Origin of the sequence: Stenotrophomonas maltophilia (assembly GCF_006970445.1) — a bacterium.
Classification (GTDB): domain Bacteria; phylum Pseudomonadota; class Gammaproteobacteria; order Xanthomonadales; family Xanthomonadaceae; genus Stenotrophomonas; species Stenotrophomonas maltophilia_AU.
This window is the reverse complement of record NZ_CP033877.1, coordinates 644,721-663,613: the sequence shown is the minus strand read 5'-3', so window position 1 is coordinate 663,613 and position 18,893 is coordinate 644,721. Positions and strand designations below refer to the sequence as shown.

The following is an 18,893-nucleotide window of genomic DNA, read 5'->3' as shown; positions in this document are numbered from 1 at the left end:
TCACTCTATCGGTTGGTGCCATCGCCCGGGGGCGGCGACGGTTGTTGCTGCTGTTGTTGCAGCTGGCGGCGACGGGCCTGGATACGTTCGCGGATGGCCTGCATCTGCGCTTCGCTGGGACCGTTGTTGTTGGCCGGTGGTGTTTTTGCAGCTGCGGCCGCAGGTGCTGACGTATTGCCCGCGGGCGACGGCGCTGGGGTTGTCGCGGCCGGTGGCGGCGCCGGCGGAGCTCCCGCTGGAGGCGGCACCACGATCGCACCTGCAGGCGGCGCACCGTTGGCACCGCGCAGTACCGTCGGCGGCTCACCGCCCTGGCCGTTGAACACCACCAGTTCGAGGACCTGGTTGCCACCGGGGCCGATCACCGTCGCCTGGCGCGGCTGCAGCGCCACCAGCTGCCAGCCATCCACGGCTTCGCCGTTGAGGCGCAGGCGCAGCGAGCGGTTCTGTTCGGTGGTGAACGTGGCCATGCCGAAATCGCCGGTCAGCAGCACACCGGTCAGGCGCAACGCGGCGCTGGCCGCCGGTTCGCTGCCACCCAGCAGATAGGGCCTCGGCCGACGGTCTTCGGCGAACAGCGGGCGCTCACCGATGGCGCTGTAGCTGTCGGCGCTGGCCATGCGCTCGGCCGCCAGCGGCGGCAGCGATGGCAGCGATGGCGCGGCATCGGCATCACCGCCGGCACCCGGCAGATGGCTGCCCAGCCCGAAGCCGGTCGCCAGCCAGACGGCGGCGGCCCAACCGGCCAGCGCCAGCAGGAAGCCGGTACGCAGGCTGATCTGCTCAAGCTTCATCGGCCACCTCCTGTCCTTCGGACGGGGGCACCGGATGCGGCGCAGGTGCGGCCTCGGCCGGCGACGCAGGCGGTGCCGGTGCCGCAGCGGGTGCCGGTACCGTGCCATCGGCGGCGGCGCCAGGCAGCAGGTAGCCGGCCAGCTCGAAGGACACGTCCAGGCCCAGCCCCGATTCGTTCGGCGATTGCTGGAAGCGCTGCGCGATCAGGTTGAGGTTGTCGACGAACAGGCGGGGGCTGCCGGTTTCCAGGCTGTGCAGCACGGTGGCCAGTTCGGCCACGCCACAGCGCAGGCGCACCTGCATGGCGACACGCACGAACTCGGCGTCACGGCGGTTGTCGGTCAGCGGCGTGCGGTTGCTGATGGTGCAGCTGCGGTTGCCCGGGCTGGCCATCGCCACCGCATCCTGCAGCCGGGCGCCCAATGCAGCGGCGGCAGCTTCGGCAGTGGCTTCGCGCAGGAAGCCCGGCCGCTGCTGCAGTGCCTCGCGGGTAGCGCGAAGGCGCTGTTCGATCTGCGGCTGCTGCTGCAGCTGCGCCTGCACGCGCGACTCGCGTTCGCGCAGGGCGGCGACATCGGCATCGATCGCACGCAGTGGCTGGGTGAACCAGGGGTGCACCAGCAACAGATAGGCCAGGCCCAGCACTGCCAGCAGCAGTGCCAGCGCCAGCCAGCGGTCACGGCGTGCGCTTGGCATCGGCATTGGCCGCCTCCGGGGTCGGTGCTGCGGCGGGCAACGGCTGCAGTTCGGCGGTCATGGTGAAGCGGTCGCGGCCACTGGCCGCGCCATCAGCCTGCAGCACTCCGGTCAGGTTGACCTTGCGCCACTGAGGTGCGTCCTGCAGCAGCTGCACCAGCTGCGATGCCTCGCGGCTCAGGCCGATCAGCTGCAGGTTGTTGTTCTCGATCGCCAGCTTTTCCAGGTAGGTGCCTTCCGGCAGGCGCCGGGTCAGTTCGTTCCAGATCTCTACCGTACCGGCGCGCTGGCTGCGCTGCTTCTCCAGGAATGCGGCGCCATCGATCAGCGCCTGCAGCTGCGCGCGTTCGCTGGCCACGCCACGTGCACTGCGCGCGCTGCGCTCGACCTGCGCACGCAGTTCGTCGGCAGCGGCCTGGCGATTGTCCAACAGCTGTACCGCGGCCAATACCAGCATCACGACGGCAGCCACTGCCAGCAGCAGGTTCCAGCGCCGCATCGGGTCTGGCCGCAGTTGGCGCTGCGCGGGCGGCAGCAGGTTCACCTGCAGCACGTTGCCCTGCGCATCGATGGCATCGACACCGGCCAGCGCATCGGCCCATGGGCCCACGCGGGTGCGCCATGCTTCCAGTTGCCGCAGTGGCCACGCCACCAGTTCGACCTGCAGCTGCCCTTCGCCGCCCGCGCCGAGTTCACGCACGTCATAACTGACCTGGGACGATTCGAATGGGGTCTGCCGGTCGATTTCGAAACCGACCACCGCACGCAGGCGGTCGGCCGCTGCAGCGGGCAGGCGCAGGCTGCGCCGCAGCACGTCCGCCGCGGGCAGCAGCCACACCCGGGGCAGGCTGCGCAGGCGGGGCTCCAGCACGCGGTCCAGTTCCACGGGCGACAGCGGCCACGGCAGCCGCGCCACCGCTTCACGGCGGTCACCGGCTTCACGCCAGACCTGCAGCTGGTCACCCTCATGCTGCAGCAACAGGCGTGCCTGGCCCCAGCCTAGTGCCCATTGCCAGCGCACCGGCACCCAGGCCAGCAGCGACTGGCGCCACCAGCGCAGGAAACGGCCAGCGCCCGGGCCGATCCGGCCCTGCACCTGCCGCAGACTGTCCTGCCACGCCGTCATCTTGCTGTCATTCCCTGCTCCCAGCGAAGCACTGTGTAGGTCCGCCCGGGAACCCCGCCCGAGCCACTGCGTACCACTGCCTGCAACACCGACCTGCGTCCACTGCTGTCGGTGGCACCGGACTCGATACTATAGGTGCCGCTGCTGCTGGCAAGCGTTGTCGTACCACCAGCGGAATCTGCATCACGCTCCTGCTGTGCGCGCTGCGCCATCACCATGTCCGCATCCAGCCCCAGCGCGGTCAGCACCGGCGCGCTGGCGAACTGCGGATCCGGCCGTGCCTGGCGGCTGTACAGGGTCAGGTGCGGCAGCATCGCCCGGTACAGCGGGCCGCGCATGCCCAGTACCCGCTGCAGTTCGCCCAGGGTCTCGAACCGCTTGTTGCGCGGGCCGTAGGGCAATCCGGCTGCGGCGTAGTCCTGCGCTTCGGCGCCACCGCCCGGCTGCAGCAGGCTGTCCTCGTCACGCCAGTCGATGATGGCCCCGGCCAATTGCCGGGCCTGCGCATCGTCTTCACCCAGCGCCTTGAGGAAGGCGGTCAGCAGCGCGGCGTCGGCCAGGTTCAGGTTGATCTTGCCGTTCTCGTCCAGCACCTTGATCTCGATGCTGGCGTCGTCGAACTGCCAGCGGTAGCTGCGGCCATCGGCACGCCAGGGCGCGCGTTGCGGATCGGCCGACAGACGCAGCAGGGCATATTCGAGGCCGGCGCGCGCACGCTCCTGCCCGCGAGCGTCATCATCCAGCACGCGCTGCTGCAGGTGTTCGACCCGTGCGGTCAGCGCGAACGCGCCGACCAACGCCGTCATCAACGCGATCAGCCACAGCACCAGCACCAATGCCGCCCCACCCTGCCGGCTCATCGCGCGCCTCCACTGCCACCGGCGCGCAGCGCCACCACCAGCGGTGGCCACGGCGCTCCACGGGCCGGTACGATCTGGATCTCCACCAGCATCGGCAGTCGGCGGGTGTCGTCCCAGCGCGGCATCCAGTCGGTCACCTGCCCAGTGCTGGCATCGATACCCCGATAGCGCAGCTGCACCGACTTCAGGTTCTCCACCAGCACCTCGGGCGGGCGCGGCGGATTCTCGGCGATGCGCTCGCCTTCCTGCAGCAGCACCAGGTCCAGCAGCAGGCGCTGTTGGCCATCGCGTCCGTCGACCTGCAGCGCGTGCAGGTAGGGGCCGCCACGGCCGAGGTAGCCGGGCAGGTCGGCGGCGAACAACATGCGTTGCTCCTCCCCCTGGAAGAAGATCGGTTCGCGGGTGGGGTCCGGAACCTCCAGCGGGGTGCGCAACGCGCCCGCCAGCTGCCTGCGCAGCAAGGACTCGACCGCGCGCATGCGTTCGCTCTCGGCAGCGATCTGCTCACCGCGCTGGCTGACCGCCATCGCCGAGCGCACGCTGGCAAAGGCCAATGCCAGGCCGCCGGCCAGCAGCACGGTGGCCAGCATCACTTCGACCAGGGTGAAACCTGCGGTGCGGCGCCTCACCGCGCATTCTCCAGGTCGGGCGGTAACAGGCGCAGGCTGCGCCAGCGCAGCTGCTCACGCTCGCTGTCACCCCAGCGCACCTGCAATTGCAGCTCTGCCAGCCATGGGGTACCCGGTGACGTGGCCTGCACGACATTGCCGGCGCGTGGTTCCACCCACGGCTGAACCTGCAGTTCCCAGTGATAGCGCCCCTGTTCCCAGTCACCCTGCTGGCTGCCCACCTGCAGCGGTGCGTCGACGCCGGCCTCGGCCAGCAACGACTGTGCATGCAGCACCGCGCGCGTGCGCAGCTCGGCATCACGTACCTGTTTTGCGCCGCCGGACAGGCTGCCCAGCAGCAGGGTCAGCGCCAGGCCCAGCAGGGCGAAGGCGATGATCACTTCCAGCAGGGTGAAGCCACGCGCGCGCCGCTTCATTGCGCCCGCCAGGGGCCGGAGCGGACCTCGCCGGTGAGCCAGCCAACGTCGACGCGCCATTCGGCACCGTCGCGCTGCAACCGGATGCGGCCACCGCTGGAGCCGCCATCGGGATGGAATTCGATCACCCCCTGCCCCGGCGCGGTGGCCAGCTGGGCGGCACCTTCGAACTGCACCTGCAGCTGTGCCGGCACCTCGCCGTGGCGCTGGTTGGCACCCTCCCAGCGCCGCCGTGCCGGTTCGATCACGAAGCGCTGCGGTTCACCGCGGGCAATCGCCTGTGCACGCACCATGCGCAGCTGGTTGGCGATGTCCTTGCCCGCGCTGCGCAGCTGCATGCCGGCGAAACCGCGCGACAGGCCGGCGGCCGTGATCAGGCCGATCGCCGCGATCAGTGCGATCACCAGCAGCATTTCCAGCAGCGACAGGCCCGTCGCGCGCCTGCCGTGCAGGCGCGGGCGTGGCACCCGGCGCGGCAGGAAATACGTCATGCGCGGTTACGGCTGGTAGCGGATGTCTGCGTCGACGCTGCTGCCGCCGGCCTTGCCATCCTTGCCCAGGCTGACCAGCTCATACGGCTGGCCTTCGCCCGGCGCGCGGTACTCCAGCGCGTGGCCCCACGGGTCATTCAGGTCGGCCGGCTTGGCGTACGGGCCGAGCCAGCCGCCGACACCGGCCGGAGCCGTCACCAGGTCGTTGAGCGTGCCCGGCAGCTTGCCGGTGTCGATCTGGTAGTTGTCGATCTTGGACGCGACGGTCTGCACCTGCGCCTTGGCGATGTTGGCCTTGCCACGATCGGCACCACCCAGCACGCGGCTGGCGACCAGGGTCAGCACCGCGCCGATCAGCACGATGACGATGATGATCTCCAGCAGGCTCATGCCCGACTGGTTGCGTGCGGCGGTGAAGGAAAGGCGGATCGGTCGGCGACTGGCAATCATGGACGGTCCTTTCAGTTGCGGAGTGTCAGGGTTGCGGGGAGCGCCATCGTCAACCGATGGCATTGGTCAGGTCGTACAGCGGTACCAGCACGGCGACGATCACCGCGCCCACCACCGAGGCCAGCACCAGGGTGATCGCCGGCACCATCGCCGCCAGCATGCGGTCGATGCGCCGGGCACTGTCCTGTTCGAAGGTATCGGCGGCCTTCAGCAACATGGTATCGAGCGCGCCGGATTCTTCACCAACCTGGATCATCTGCAAGGCCAGGCGCGGGAACCGCTTGCCGCGCGACAGTGCCAGCGACAGGCCGGCACCGTTCTTCACTTCATCGGCGGCCGTTTCCACGTCGGCGGCGAGTGCGCGGTTGCCCAGCACGTTGCGGGCAATGCCCAGCGCGCCCAGCAGCGGTACGCCATTGCGCAGCAGCGTCCCCAGCGTACGCGCCAGCCGTGCGGTTTCCAGCTCGCCGACGAGGCGACCGATGCCACGCCGCTGCAGCAGCCAGCCATCCAGCGCCAGCCGGAACGCCGGTTGCCGCGCCTTGCGCTCGAAGAACAGTGCTACCAGCGCCGGCACCACCAGCAGCAGCACCCACCAGTCGCGCACGAACAGGCCCAGCTGCAGCACCGCGTTGGTGAACCACGGCAGCGCCACATCCAGGCTCTCGTACATCTGCGCGAACTGCGGCACCACGTAGCCAAGCAGGAACAACAGCGCACCGCCTACCACCACCAGCAGGATCGCCGGGTAGACCAGCGCGTTGATGACCTTGCCCTGCAACGCGCGGCTGCGCTCGAGGTAGTCGGCCAGGCGTTGCAGGGTTTCATGCAGGCTGCCACCGGCTTCGCCGGCGCGCACCATGTTCACGTACAGCCGCGAGAACAGCCCATGCTGGCGTTCCAGCGCGGTGGACAGCGGTGCACCACCGCGCACCACGTCGCGGATGTCGGTGATCGCGCGGCGCGATCGTTCGTCCTCGGGCAACCCCAGCAGGATCGACAGCGCGCGGTCCAGCGGCTGGCCGGCACCGAGCAGGGTCGCCAGCTGCTGGGTGAACTGCAGCAATGCGGCGCCCTGCAACGGGCGCTGCTGCAGCAGGTTGCGCCAGCTGCTGCCGCCGATCGCGCCGGCATCGGCCAGCTGCGTCTCCATCGGCAGATGGCCCTGGTCCTGCAGGCGCGCGATCAGCTCGGCCTCGCTGGCCGCCTCCATCTGCCCGTCGAAGACCTCGCCATGCGGGTTGAGCGCCTTGTAGCGATAGTTCGGCATGTCAGCCCCGGCGTCCTGCGCGCATCAGCTTTCCTCGGTCACGCGCAGCACTTCCTCGATGGTGGTCTGTCCGCTCAACGCCTTGGACAGGCCATCCTCGTACATGGTGCGCATGCCGGCTTCGCGGGCGATGCGCTCGATCTCGCCCATGCCATCGCGACGCATCACCGCACGCCGCAGCGCATCGTTCATCACCAGGAATTCCATGATGGTGGTACGCCCCAGGTAGCCGGTCGGCGCCAGCGCCGAGGGCTTCGGGCGGTACAGGTGGATCGGCCCTTCCGGCTGCAGGCGGCGCAACTCGAACCGCTCGATCTCCTCCGGCGAAGCGGCATAGCGCTCGGCATGGGTCGGCTCCAGCCGGCGTACCAGGCGCTGGGCGAGGATGCCGTTGATGGTGGAGGTGAGCAGGTAGTCTTCCACGCCCATGTCGAGCAGGCGGGTGATGCCGCCGGCCGCATTGTTGGTATGCAGGGTGGACAGCACCAGATGGCCGGTCAGCGCCGACTGGATGGCGATGCGCGCGGTTTCCAGGTCGCGCATTTCGCCGATCATGATGATGTCCGGGTCCTGGCGGACGATGCTGCGCAGCGCGTTGGCGAAGTCCAGGCCGATCTGCGGCTTGGCCTGGATCTGGTTGATGCCCTCGATCTGGTATTCGACCGGGTCCTCGACCGTGATGATCTTGACGTCGGCGGTGTTGAGCTGGCTCAGCGCGGTGTACAGCGTGGTGGTCTTGCCCGAGCCGGTCGGGCCGGTCACCAGCAGGATGCCGTGCGGCTGCTCCAGCACTTTGCGGAACTGCGGCAGGAAGGCGTCGGTGAAGCCGAGCCGGTGGAAATCGAACACCACCGTTTCGCGGTCGAGCAGGCGCATCACCACGCTTTCGCCGTGCGCTGTCGGCACGGTGCTCACGCGCAGGTCCAGCTCCTTGCCCTGCACGCGCAGCATGATGCGACCGTCCTGCGGCAGGCGGCGCTCGGCGATGTTGAGCCGGGCCATGATCTTGATGCGGCTGATCACCGCTGCGGTGAGGTTGGCCGGCGGGCTTTCGCCTTCCACCAGCACGCCATCGACGCGGTAGCGGACCTTCAACCGGCTCTCGAACGGTTCGACATGGATATCCGAAGCGCGCAGTTCCACCGCACGCTGGATCACCAGGTTGACCAGGCGGATCACCGGCGCTTCCGAAGCGAGGTCGCGCAGGTGCTCGATATCGTCGACCGCACCGCCCTCGCCATCCGCGGTTTCCACGATCGCGCCCATCGCGCTGCGGCCCTGGCCGAACCAGCGCTCGACCAGGTCATCGATCTCCGCACGCATGCCCAGCACCGGTGTCACCGGAACCCCCAGCGCCAACTGCACGGCCTGCTGTGGATAGGCGTCATGGGCATCGGCCAGCCACAGCCGTACCCCGTGTTCATTCAACTCGAGCGGGCACACGTGGAACTGCTTCAGGAAGCGCAGCGACAGCGGCAGTCCCTCGGCCAGCGCCTGCGGCGGCGCCTCCGGCACCTGCTTGCCCTCCAGCAGCGGCAGGCCCAGCACCTCGGCGCTGGCCTGTGCCTGGTCGCGTTCAGACACCAGGCCCAAGCGCACCAGCAGGCCCAGCAGGCTGCCGCCGGCCTCGGCATGCAACGGCCGTGCGCGTGCCAGGTCGCCTTCCTTGAGCCGGCCGCGCGCCAGCAGCGCATCCAGGATGCGGCCTTCGGCGTCGTCGGTAACGGTTGCAGCGAGCGCGTTCACGTGACTCTCCTGTCAATCGGCTCGACTTTAGCAGTTAAGCCGTGATTTCCGCCGCCCTGCGGCCACCTTTCGTAAAAAGACGAAGCCCGTCACACAGGATGACGGGCTTCGGCAATTCAACTACGACACGAGGTGCTTACTGCGTGGCGAGAATGCTCACGCCGTTGTAAGCCGCTTCGCCCACCACCTTGATGTAGTAGGTGCCGGCGGTCGGTGCCGTCACCCGCACCGTTTCCGAGGTACCCGGACGCGTCGAGCGGGCGTCGTTGTCGGTGGCGCTCGGCTCGCGGCCCTTGGCCAGATAGACCGACACGTTGCCGGTGCCACCGTAGGTGATCACGCTGAGCTGCTTGCCAGCAACGGCTTCGAAGCTGTACAGGCGGCTGCTGGCGGCAGCACCGTTCAGGCCACCGACTGCGGCCTTGTTGGTCAGCGGCGTGGCCACCGGCCCGCAGTTCTCGGTGCACGGTTCTTCCAGTGCCTTGGCCAGCGCGGCCTTGGCATCGAGAATACCGGTACCGATCGGGGTAGCCGCCGGAATGGCGACCGGGAACGGACGTGCGGTTTCCTTCAGCAGGGTACGCATCGCCGCCGGGGTCAACGGATCCTTGCCCTTGGCGATCAGCGCGCTCTGCACCAGTGCAGCGACGGCGGCCACGTGCGGCGAAGCCATCGAGGTACCGCCCATCCCCATGTAGCCCGGCGTGCCCGATTCCGGCGTGGTCGCCGCATTGGAGCCGGTCTGCCAGATGTAGCCACCCGGGTTGCCGTCGACGCTTCCGCCGCCACCCGGACCGGACAGGTCCACGCGGGTGCCGTAGTTGGAGTAGTAGGTGATGCCACCGGTGATGCGGGTGGCACCCACGGTCACCACGCCTTCGCAGCTGGCCGGCTGGTACTTGGACGCGTTGTCGGTTTCATTGCCGGCAGCCACGACCACCGTGGTACCGCGCGAGATCGCGCCGTTGATCGCGTCCTGGTAGGTGCTGGCGCAGCTGCCACCGCCACCCAGGCTCATGTTGATGATCTCGGCCGGATTGGTGTTGGCCGGGATGCCGGTCACGGTACCGCCGGAGGCCCAGGTCACCGCATCAGCGATGTCGGACAGGTAGCCACCGCACTTGCCCAGCACGCGGACCGGCAGCACCTTGGCCTTGTAGGCGACACCGGCCATGCCGACGCCGTTGTTGGTCTGCTCGGCCACGGTGCCAGCGACGTGGGTGCCGTGCCAGGAACTGTCGTCGGCCAGCGAGCCGTCATAGCACTCGTTGTCGTTCTCGACCCAATCACCGTAGTCCTGCGCACCCGGCACGCGATCGTTGGTCGGGCGCCGCGAGGTCTCCGCATCGCTGATGAAGTCGTAACCCTCCAGCAGGTTGCCGACCAGGTCCGGGTGCTGCGGCAGGATGCCGGTATCGATCACCGCCACCACGATGCCCTCGCCCTGCGAGACATCCCACGCCGCCGGTGCGTTGATGCCGCCGACCGCATTGTGCAGATGCCACTGGTTCTGCTGGTAGAAGGGATCGTTCGGCACCAGCGTCGGCTGCACGTTGCCGGCACGCAGTTCGGTGCGGCGCAGCTTCACGTCGGCTTCGGCGTACTGCACCGACGGATCGGCCTGCAGCTCCTTCAGTACGCGCTGCAGTTCGGCCGGGGCCAGGCGGCCCTGCACACGGATGAGGTCCGCACCGGTAGACAGCTTGCGGACCACCTGCGGGCCGAGCGTACTGGCGCGGGACGTGCCACCGGAGAGGCTGGCACGGGTCAGTGCGGACTGCACGGTGGACAGCTTCGCCGAGCGGTCGGTGGCGGCAGCAGCACCGGCCCGGTACTTGATGATGATGCGCTCGGTGCCCGGCTGGGCGGTGCTGGCCTGGCGCACCGGTTCACGGGTCGGCAGTCCAGCGGCGTGGACGGCACCGACAGCCGTCATCGACAGCACGGCGGCGGCAAGCACATTGATGCGAAGGTTCTGCTTCTTGATCACGTCGAATTCCTCTTCTGGGTCATGGATCGAACCAACACTGCGGCCATCATTCCTTGACGACTCCCGGCCGGCCCAGCCGGGATTGCCGTGACCTCCCCCCAGGCCCTCACTGCAGGTGTGGCGCCGGCGTGGGTGGCCGCCGGCGCAATGGAGTGGCTTACCAGCCGAAGCCGGCACCGACGCCGACCGAACTGTCGTCGCTGCTGAAGGCGCCGCCGAAGGTGACCGTGGCGCGATCGCTGATCGCACGCTGGTAACCCAGCGACAGCGCCGATTCGCCGCCCTGGAAACCGATGCCGACGCCGACCCGGTTCTGGGTGCGGATGCCGGCGGCACTGGTGGCCATGTTGAGCATCGCCGCGCTCATCGCGCCCTGGCGATCGATGCGGCGATCCATGTGGCGCAGGCGTCCATCGATCTCGCCCTTGAACACATCGAAGCTGTCGGCGACGGCCTTGACGCGGCTGTCGGTATAGCTGTTCGCCGTCGCCATGCCACGGTCCAGCTGGCCCTTGTTGACGGCGTCGGTGGCGGTGGTACCGGCGGCGACGTTGGTGACCTGGCGTTCGTTGCCTTCGCTGCCCACCGACACCGTGTTGGCACGATCGGCAACCGAACCCTGGCCCAGCGCCACGGCATTCGCTGCCGAGGCATTCGCGCCCTGGCCAATGGCCGTGGACGAGGCGCCGCTGGCGACGGCGCCATCGCCCATGGCAACGGCATTGATACCCGCCGCCGGGGTGCCGACCGGAATGCCTGCGCCCGCCGCAGCGACCGTCGGCGTGCCCTGCACGCGTGCGGTGCCCGCAGGTGCCGCGGCGGGTGCGGCATCGGCCGCCGCGGTTGCGTCGGCAAGGCTGGCCGAGGTGTCATCCAGCGATGCACTCATTGCCCGCAGGCTGGAGGTGCCGGCACGCGTTCCACCGGCACTGCGGCGGTCGATCTCGCTGACCTTGCGGTCCAGCGCACCGAGCGCATCGCCGACGTTGCTGTACGTCGCGCCCTGGATCACGTAGTTCGGCGCCACGAACACGCCCTGCATGCCGACGCTGGCGCCACCGCCGAGGAAGCTGGCGGCATCACTGAGCGACTGGAACAGCTGCCCGCCATTGATCGCCTGGCGGCTGCCGGCGGCGATGCTGCCCGCACCGACGTTGTCGATGGTGGTGCCCTGGAAGCCGGACAGGGTCAGGCGATCACGGCTGGCGTCGTCATAGCCGACTGCGCTGGCCGCGGTGGTCTCGACCGTGGCGATGCGCGAGTCGAAATCACCAACGCGGGTTTCCACCGCCCCCACCCGCTGGTTGGTGACGTTGAGCTGGGAGCCGGTAATCGCATCGGTGCTGCCGGCGGCGATGCGACCGTCGGCCACATTGACGATGCGACGCGTGGCTGGGCCATCGATGCCATTGCCACCGCCCACCGACACCACATTGGCATCCAGCGCGCGCGAGCCCGCACCGAGCGCTACCGAGTTCGCACCGGATGCACCGGCACTGGTGCCCAGTGCAAGCGCACCATTGCCAATGGCCATCGCGTTGGCACCCAGCGCATTGCTGCGTGCGCCGCTTGCAGTGGCTGCCGAACCGATCGCGGCGGCATCGCTTCCGCTGGCACTGGCCGTACCCGCACCGGTGGCCTTGACGTAGCGTGCGGTGCCATCGGCGGTCGCCGCCACCGCATCGAGCTGGCCACGATTGACTGCATCGGTGCGCTCGGTACCGGCAGCGACACGGGTGATCTGACGATCACTGCTGGCACTGCCGACCGACACGGTGTTGGCACGATCAGCCACCGAGCCTGCGCCCAGTGCGATGCTGCCGGCCGCCGAAGCGTTGGCACTGACACCCACCGCGGTGGCATTGGCGCCGGTGGCCTTGCTGCCGTAGCCCACCGCAGTACCGAGGCGACCACTGGCTTCGGCGTAGCTGCCCAGCGCCGAGGCGCCATCGGCCGAGGCATTGGCGCGGAAACCACTGGCCTGCGACTGCGTGCCGCTGGCCGTGGCCTGCGCACCGCTGGCGGTGCTGTAGGCGCCCTTGGCCTGGGCACCGGCGCCACTGGCGCTGGCACCGAGTTCGCTGGCGCTGGCACCACTGCCCACCGCCACACTGTCGACACCACCGGCCTGTGCGTTATTGCCCAGTGCCGCCGCGTTGTTGCCGGTGGCCAGGGCATCGACGCCGACGGCGGTGGCGTTGGTGGCCATGGCGTTGGCCCCGCTGCCCAGCGCGGTGGCGCCGTTGCCGATGGCGTTGGCCGCGTTGCCGGCGGCCAGTGCGTTGTCACCATCAACCAGGGCACCGGCCTCGCCATCGGCGTTGCCGCTGGCCTGGAACTGCCGGCTGGTCTTGTCGGCGACGCTGGCAACCGCATCCAGCTGGCCCTTGTTCACCGCATCGGTGGCTTCGCTGCCGGCGGCGACATGGGTTACCTGGCGTTCGCCACCCGCCTTGCCAACGGCCACGGTGTTGTCACGGTCGGCCTTGGAGCCGGCACCGAGGGCGACACTGTTGCTGCCATTGGCGGTGGCATTGGCACCCAGTGCGGTAGCGCTGCTGCCGGCCGCCCACGAGTTCCAGCCGATCGCGGTCGCGTAGTCTTCGGTCGCCCACGCGCCCGCACCGAATGCCGCGGCACCGGTGCCGCTGGCACGCGACGGGATCAAGCCGAAGAAGGTGCTGCCACCGATGGCCACGCTCTCCTCGCCACTGGCCTCGCTGGACTGGCCCACCGCTACGGCACCGGTACCGGCTGCAGCGGCACCGAAGCCGACTGCAGTGGTGTTGGCACCGCTGGCCGCCGAGCCGTAGCCCAGGGCGGTACCGAGGCGACCGCTGGCTTCGGCGTAGCCACCGACGGCCGTGGTGCCATCGGCAGAGGCGGCACTGCGGAAGCCGCTGGCCAGCGCCTGCGTGCCACTGGCGTTGGATTCGGTGCCGGTTGCGGTGCTGTACGCACCGCTGGCCTGCGCACGCGCACCCACCGCGCTGGCGCCAAGCTCGCTGGCGCTGGCGCCGGTGCCGAGCGCAAGGCTGTCTTCACCAGTGGCCTGTGCGGTACTGCCCAGTGCTGCGGCGTTGTTGCCGGTGGCCAGCGCATCGATGCCGACCGCCGTGGCGTTGCCCGCCAGTGCATTGGCGCCGCTGCCGAGTGCGGTGGCACCGTTGCCGATGGCGTTGGCCGCATCACCGGCCGCCAGCGCGTTGTCGCCCTCGACCAGTGCACCGGTTTCACCATCGGCGTTGCCACTGGCCTGGAACTGCCTGCTGGTCTTCGCCGCTGCTGCGGCTACGGCGTCGAGCTGGTTCTTGTTGACCGCATCATTGCCCTGCGTGCCATCGGCCACATTGGTGATCTGGCGGGTGTTGCCACCGCCACCCACTGACACGGTGTTGTCGCGGTCCGCGATCGAATCGGCACCCAGCGCCACACTGTTGGCGCCGCGCGATTCGGCGGCGTTGCCCAGCGCGGTGCTGTTGATGCCACCGGACCAGGCGCCACCTCCGACCGCGGTGGAGTAGTTGCCCGATGCCTCGGTGGCCAGCACGCCGAACAACGAACCACCGACGGCGACGCTGTTGGTGCCGGTGGCCAGGCTGCCCTGGCCGGTGGCCGTGCTGTAGGCGCCCGACGCTTCCGAGTCGCCGCCCAGCGCCACGCTGTTGGAGCCGGAGGCATTGGCGAAGTTGCCGAAGGCGGTGGCGTTGAAGGCCGACGCCTGTGCATAGCCACCGATGGCGGTGCTGTAGCCGCCGGACGCTTCGGCGCCGATGCCGAACGCTGCCGACGCGGTGCCGCTGGCGACGCTTTCGCTGCCGACTGCGGTGGAGCCGCTGCCGCTGGCGTTGCTGAAGTAGCCCACCGCCACGGCCTCCTCGCCGGAGGCTTCGGACAGCACGCCATTGGCAGTGCTACCGGCGCCGCTGGCGATGCTGGCCGCACCGAACGCCGCACTCTGCTCGCCGCTGGCCTCGCTTTCCGCACCTTGCGCGGTGGCGTACTCGCCAGTGGCCTGTGCGTTGGCACCAATGGCGCTGGCGTTGGCCGCGGTCGCCAAGGCGTTGAAGCCCAGCGCCTGCGCATTGTTGGCCAAGGCGTTGGCGCCGCTGCCGAGTGCGGTGGCACCGTTGCCGATGGCGTTGGCCGCATCACCGGCGGCCAGCGCGTTGTCACCGTCCACCAGTGCACCGGCCACGTCACCACCATTGCCGCTGGCCTGGAAGAAGCGGCTGGTGGTGGCTGCTGCGCCTGCCACGGCATCCAGCTGCGCCTTGTTCACCGCATCAGTGGCCTGGGTACCGGCCGCCACGTTGGTCACCTGGCGCTCGTTGCCGGCACTGCCGACCGAAACGCTGCGGGCGCGGTTGGCAACCGAGCCGGCGCCCAGTGCAACGGCGTTGCTGGCGCTGGCATTGCTGCCGGCGCCGAGTGCGATCGCGCTCTCACCACCGGCCACCGTGTTGGTGCCGATGGCGATGCTGTTGAGGCTGTTGCCCAGCGCCTGGAACCCCAGCGCCACGCTGTTGTCGCCATAGCCGAAGGCACCACGGCCGACCGCGGTGGAGCTGGCACCATTGGCCCAGCTGTTGTAACCGATGGAGGTTGCGCCACTGCCGCTGGCCCACGCAGCATTGCCGAACGCTGAGGCATTGGTGGCCGTCGCCCACGCACCGGAACCGAAGGCGCTGGCACCACTGGCCGTGGCCCAGCTGTAGCCACCGACAGCGGTACTGTCGTCACTGCTGGCGAAGGCGCTGTCACCGACCGCGACCGCGTAGCCACCGGTCGCACGCGACTTTCCGCCGGCCGCGAAGCTGTTGTCCCCGCTGGCCTTGGCGGCATTGCCGAACGCGCTGCTCGCAGCACCGGTGGCCTGTGCACCGCTGCCGACCGCGGTAGCGTCGGCGACGGCGGTGGTGCCCACCTGCTGCGCCGTGCCGTCTGCACCGATGATCGGCTGGTTGAACTCGTCGTAGGCCTGGCCGAGGCCACCAATGGCAACACCGCCATTGCCGGTGGCGCTGCTGTTGCGCCCCACCGCCACGGCGTCGTCACCGACGGCCGAAGCCGCTGCACCATGTGCAACCGCGCCGGCGCCGATCGCATTGCTTGACGAACCGGCCGCCACCGCACCTTCACCCTCGGCGAACGCACCGGCATCACTGCCCGCTTCCGGCTGCGCCTGGAAGAAACGCGCGGTGCTGTCGGCGGTGCTGGCCACGGCGTCCAGCTGCGCCTTGTTCACTGCATCCGTCGCCTGCGTACCCGCGGCCACGCTGACGATCTGGCGTTCATTGCCATTGGTGCCCACGGCCACCGTATTGGCCCGGTTGGAGCCCGAATAGGCGCCCAGCGCGACGCTGTTTTCGGCGCCAGCGGTGGCGTAGTAACCGATGGCCGTGCTGTCCTTGCCGATGGCCCAGGTCTGCGCGCCCAGTGCACTGGCGTTGTCGCCGGCGGCATAAGCGAAGTAACCCAGCGCGGTGGACTCCGCGCCCACCGCTTCGGTGAAGCTGCCGTTGGCCAACGAGCGGTCACCACTGGCGACCGCACCGCCGCCTACCGCGGTGGAGGACACACCGCTGGCCCGAGTCTGCACATACAGGCCCATGCCCGGCACGATGTCGGCCGGGCCACCGATGGCGACGCTGCCGGCGCCGGTGGCGCTGCTCTGCGTTCCCAGGGCGGTGGCGTTGCTGCCACTGGCGGTGGCCGCCGCGCCGAAGGCCGCGCTGCCCTGCCCCGAAGCCAGCGCATTGCTGCCGACGGCAGTGGCGCTCTGCGCGATGGCAACGGCGCCCGCTCCCAGTGCACTGCTGCCATTGCCGATCGCGTTGGCCGCCTCGCCGGCGGCCAGCGCATCTTCGCCTTCAGCCAGCGCACCGGCATCGCTGTTGCTGCTGCCGGTGGCCTGGAAGTGCTTGGCGGTGGCATCGGCCACGGCAGAGACGCCCTTCAACTGGGCCAGATTGACCGCATCGGTGGCTTCGCTGCCAGCGGCAACACTGGTGACCTGCCGTTCGTTGCCGACACTGCCGACCGCCACACTGTTGGCACGGACGGCTTCGGAATTCGCACCCAGTGCAACGCTGTTGGCACCGCGTGCAGTGGCGTAGTACCCGACGGCGGTGCTCTGCGCGCCGCTGGCCCAGGTCTGCGCGCCGAGCGCGCTTGCGTTCTCACCCGGGGCGTAAGCGAAGTAGCCGACGGCGGTGGATTCCGCACCGGAGGCTTCGGTCAGGCTGCCGTTGGCCACCGCGCGATCACCGCTGGCGATCGCGCCGGCGCCGACCGCGGTGGATGCTTCGCCGCTGGCCTGGGTCTGCACGAAGAAGCCCAGGCCCGGAATCAGATCGGCCGGGCCACCGATGGCCACGCTGCTGGTGCCGGTAGCGTTGCTCTGCGTACCCAGTGCGGTGGAGTAATCACCGATGGCATTGGCGACTGCACCGAACGCGGACGACTGCGCACCGGCGGCATACGCACCAACGCCGTAGGCCGACGCGGCGAAACCACCGGCCTCGGCACTCGCGCCCACGGCAGTCCCGCCGACACCGGCACTGGTGGCGCCGGTTTCCACCGGCACGCCGCCACTGGTGATCAGCGGATTGCCATCGGCATCGACAGCGGCACCACCCACGGCGACACTGCCCGGGCCATTGGCCTGTGCGTTGTTGCCGAATGCTGCGCTGTTCTGGCCCGACGCCAGCGCGTTGTTGCCAACGGCGGTAGCGTTCTGCGCAACGGCGTTGGCGCCGGCGCCCACGGCGGTCGCGCCGTTGCCGATGGCATTGGCCGCCTCGCCCGCTGCCAGCGCCTCGTCACCTTCGGCCAGCGCGCCGGCATCACTGTTGCTGCTGCCATTGGCCTGGAAATGCTTGGCAGTGGCGTCTGCCGCGGCGGCAACGCCCTTCAGCTGGCCGACATTGACCGCGTCGGTATCTTCGGTGCCCGCAGCGACGCTGGTGATCTGCCGGGTCAGGCCGTACTCGGCCGCGCCGACCGACACGGTATCGACACGGTCGGCCAGCGAGCCGGCGCCCAGCGCCACGCTGCCGGTGGCGACTGCCGCCGAATTGGAACCCAGCGCAGTGCTGTATTCGCCCACAGCGGTGCTGAACGCACCCACCGCGATCGAGGCCTCGTTGGCGGCAGTCGCACCGCGACCCAATGCGGTACTGCCCGGGCCCATCGCCACGGCACCGCCACCCACGGCAGTGGCGCCATCGGCGCTGGCTTCGGACAACGCGCCGAGTGCGGTGGCCGCGCCGTTCTCGCTGGCGGCGTAAGCACTGGCGCCGACGGCCGTATCACCAAGCCCGAACGCGGCCGCACTCTGGCCAACCACCACGCTGGCATCACCGATCGCCAAAGCACCCTGGCCGAACGCGCTGGCGCCGATGCCGGCGGCAATCGCCTGGGTACCGATGGCGGTGGTGGCATTGGCCAACGACTGCGCACCGGCGCCGGCTGCGAGCGCGCCCTGCCCGTCGATCTTCGCCGCGTCGCTGTCATCACCTGCGCCGTCGGCCTTGAAATAGCGGTTTCCATCTGCAGCGACATCCGCCAGTGCGGCCTGCGTGGCGCGCGCCTGCGCATCCAGCTGTGACTTGTTCACGGCATCGGTGGCCTGGGTGCCTGCAGCTACGTTGGTGATCTGCCGTTCCTTGCCGGCATCGCCGACGGACACTGTGCTGGCGCGGGTGGCCTTGGAGCCGGCACCCAGTGCCACGCTGTTGGCGGCAGTGGCGCTGCTGTTGCTGCCGATCGCCACCGCGTTGCTGCCCTTGGCACTGGCCGAGCCTTCGATCAGGCACTTTTCCAGCAGCTTGCCGCTGAATGCGACGCAGGTGGCGCTGCCGCCGATCTGCACCGACTGTGCGATGGCGGAACCGCTCATACCCAATCCCAATACCAGGCCCAGTGCCACCGCCAACAGCGCGGGCGTGGCCAGTGTCGTATCGCGGCGCTGGTCGACAACACCACCGCTGCTGTCGGAGGAGGCCAGTTCCGAGGCCACCACCAACTGACCCAATGCTTTGTTCCAGACCTTGCGATAAATCCGATTCATCGGTACGGCTCCTGATTGGACTGGTTTTGGGCAAAGCAACGCCACCGCTGGGCCTTCTGGCCCAACGTCCCCTGGGGGCGTTTATTCGCGTGATTTACTGCGGGGTATTGCCGAACGGCGCGCAGCGACAGAAAACCGAGCGCGTGCGCCGAGCGGTTACTGCGGAATGAATGGTTCTGAAACGGGGTTCAAGTGTTAACGGCAACTTTGCAGATCGTCAAGACTTTGACACGACAAATGCTATTGCCGTGAAGCAGTTCACCATTTCACGTGTTTATAAAAGTATTTTGTTAGGTATGCGTGACGAACTGCTGGCACATGAAAACCGATGTAACTAGCGGGCGCGACAG

At 69.0% G+C, this 18,893-nt stretch carries 12 protein-coding genes; all 12 read right to left on the bottom strand.

The window, feature by feature from the left end:
• Nucleotides 1-5: 5 nt before the first annotated feature.
• Nucleotides 6-794: a general secretion pathway protein GspN gene (locus EGM71_RS02935; RefSeq protein WP_188487712.1), complete on the bottom strand. Its 789-nt coding sequence runs from the start codon at nt 792-794 to the stop codon at nt 6-8.
• Nucleotides 784-1,497 carry a type II secretion system protein GspM gene (gene gspM, locus EGM71_RS02930; protein ID WP_188487710.1) on the bottom strand — a complete coding sequence of 238 codons (714 nt, stop codon included), beginning with the start codon at nt 1,495-1,497 and terminating at the stop codon, nt 784-786. Before gspM ends, EGM71_RS02935 begins: the two co-directional genes overlap by 11 nt.
• On the bottom strand, nt 1,472-2,617 hold the full coding sequence (locus tag EGM71_RS02925) for a PilN domain-containing protein (protein WP_188487708.1): 1,146 nt from the start codon (nt 2,615-2,617) through the stop codon (nt 1,472-1,474). Before EGM71_RS02925 ends, gspM begins: the two co-directional genes overlap by 26 nt.
• A complete protein-coding gene (locus tag EGM71_RS02920) occupies nt 2,614-3,477 on the bottom strand; it encodes a general secretion pathway protein GspK (protein WP_188487706.1) in 864 nt (287 codons plus the stop codon). The genes EGM71_RS02925 and EGM71_RS02920 overlap by 4 nt, the downstream gene beginning before the upstream one ends.
• A complete protein-coding gene (locus tag EGM71_RS02915; RefSeq protein WP_188487704.1) occupies nt 3,474-4,106 on the bottom strand; it encodes a type II secretion system protein J in 633 nt (210 codons plus the stop codon). The genes EGM71_RS02920 and EGM71_RS02915 overlap by 4 nt, the downstream gene beginning before the upstream one ends.
• A complete protein-coding gene (xpsI, locus tag EGM71_RS02910) occupies nt 4,103-4,522 on the bottom strand; it encodes a type II secretion system protein XpsI (protein ID WP_005415227.1) in 420 nt (139 codons plus the stop codon). The genes EGM71_RS02915 and xpsI overlap by 4 nt, the downstream gene beginning before the upstream one ends.
• A complete protein-coding gene (xpsH, locus tag EGM71_RS02905) occupies nt 4,519-5,013 on the bottom strand; it encodes a type II secretion system protein XpsH (RefSeq protein ID WP_188487702.1) in 495 nt (164 codons plus the stop codon). The genes xpsI and xpsH overlap by 4 nt, the downstream gene beginning before the upstream one ends.
• Nucleotides 5,014-5,019: 6 nt before the next feature.
• Entirely contained in the window at nt 5,020-5,463 is a 444-nt protein-coding gene (gene gspG / locus EGM71_RS02900; RefSeq protein WP_100439678.1) for a type II secretion system major pseudopilin GspG, read from the bottom strand.
• 49 nt (nt 5,464-5,512) lie between these two features.
• Nucleotides 5,513-6,733, bottom strand: coding sequence for a type II secretion system protein XpsF (gene xpsF / locus EGM71_RS02895; protein ID WP_164114728.1), 1,221 nt, complete (start codon nt 6,731-6,733; stop codon nt 5,513-5,515).
• A 24-nt stretch (nt 6,734-6,757) separates the two neighbouring features.
• Nucleotides 6,758-8,479 (bottom strand): type II secretion system ATPase GspE, encoded by a 1,722-nt coding sequence (gene gspE, locus EGM71_RS02890; protein WP_053499707.1) that lies wholly within the window; start codon nt 8,477-8,479, stop codon nt 6,758-6,760.
• 136 nt (nt 8,480-8,615) lie between these two features.
• Complete coding sequence (locus EGM71_RS02885) at nt 8,616-10,469, bottom strand: S8 family peptidase (RefSeq protein ID WP_188487700.1); 1,854 nt, start codon at nt 10,467-10,469, stop codon at nt 8,616-8,618.
• Nucleotides 10,470-10,626: 157 nt separating this feature from the next.
• Entirely contained in the window at nt 10,627-18,543 is a 7,917-nt protein-coding gene (locus tag EGM71_RS02880) for an ESPR-type extended signal peptide-containing protein (RefSeq protein ID WP_188487698.1), read from the bottom strand.
• Nucleotides 18,544-18,893 lie beyond the last annotated feature (350 nt).

Coding starts and splice junctions, on each gene's coding strand:
- EGM71_RS02935 (WP_188487712.1), bottom strand. CDS start 794: ATGAAGCTTGAGCAGATCAGCCTGCGTACCGGCTTCCTGCTGGCGCTG.
- xpsI (WP_005415227.1), bottom strand. CDS start 4,522: ATGAAGCGGCGCGCGCGTGGCTTCACCCTGCTGGAAGTGATCATCGCC.
- xpsF (WP_164114728.1), bottom strand. CDS start 6,733: ATGCCGAACTATCGCTACAAGGCGCTCAACCCGCATGGCGAGGTCTTC.
- EGM71_RS02880 (WP_188487698.1), bottom strand. CDS start 18,543: ATGAATCGGATTTATCGCAAGGTCTGGAACAAAGCATTGGGTCAGTTG.
- EGM71_RS02925 (WP_188487708.1), bottom strand. CDS start 2,617: ATGACGGCGTGGCAGGACAGTCTGCGGCAGGTGCAGGGCCGGATCGGC.
- gspG (WP_100439678.1), bottom strand. CDS start 5,463: ATGATTGCCAGTCGCCGACCGATCCGCCTTTCCTTCACCGCCGCACGC.
- gspM (WP_188487710.1), bottom strand. CDS start 1,497: ATGCCGATGCCAAGCGCACGCCGTGACCGCTGGCTGGCGCTGGCACTG.
- EGM71_RS02920 (WP_188487706.1), bottom strand. CDS start 3,477: ATGAGCCGGCAGGGTGGGGCGGCATTGGTGCTGGTGCTGTGGCTGATC.
- xpsH (WP_188487702.1), bottom strand. CDS start 5,013: ATGACGTATTTCCTGCCGCGCCGGGTGCCACGCCCGCGCCTGCACGGC.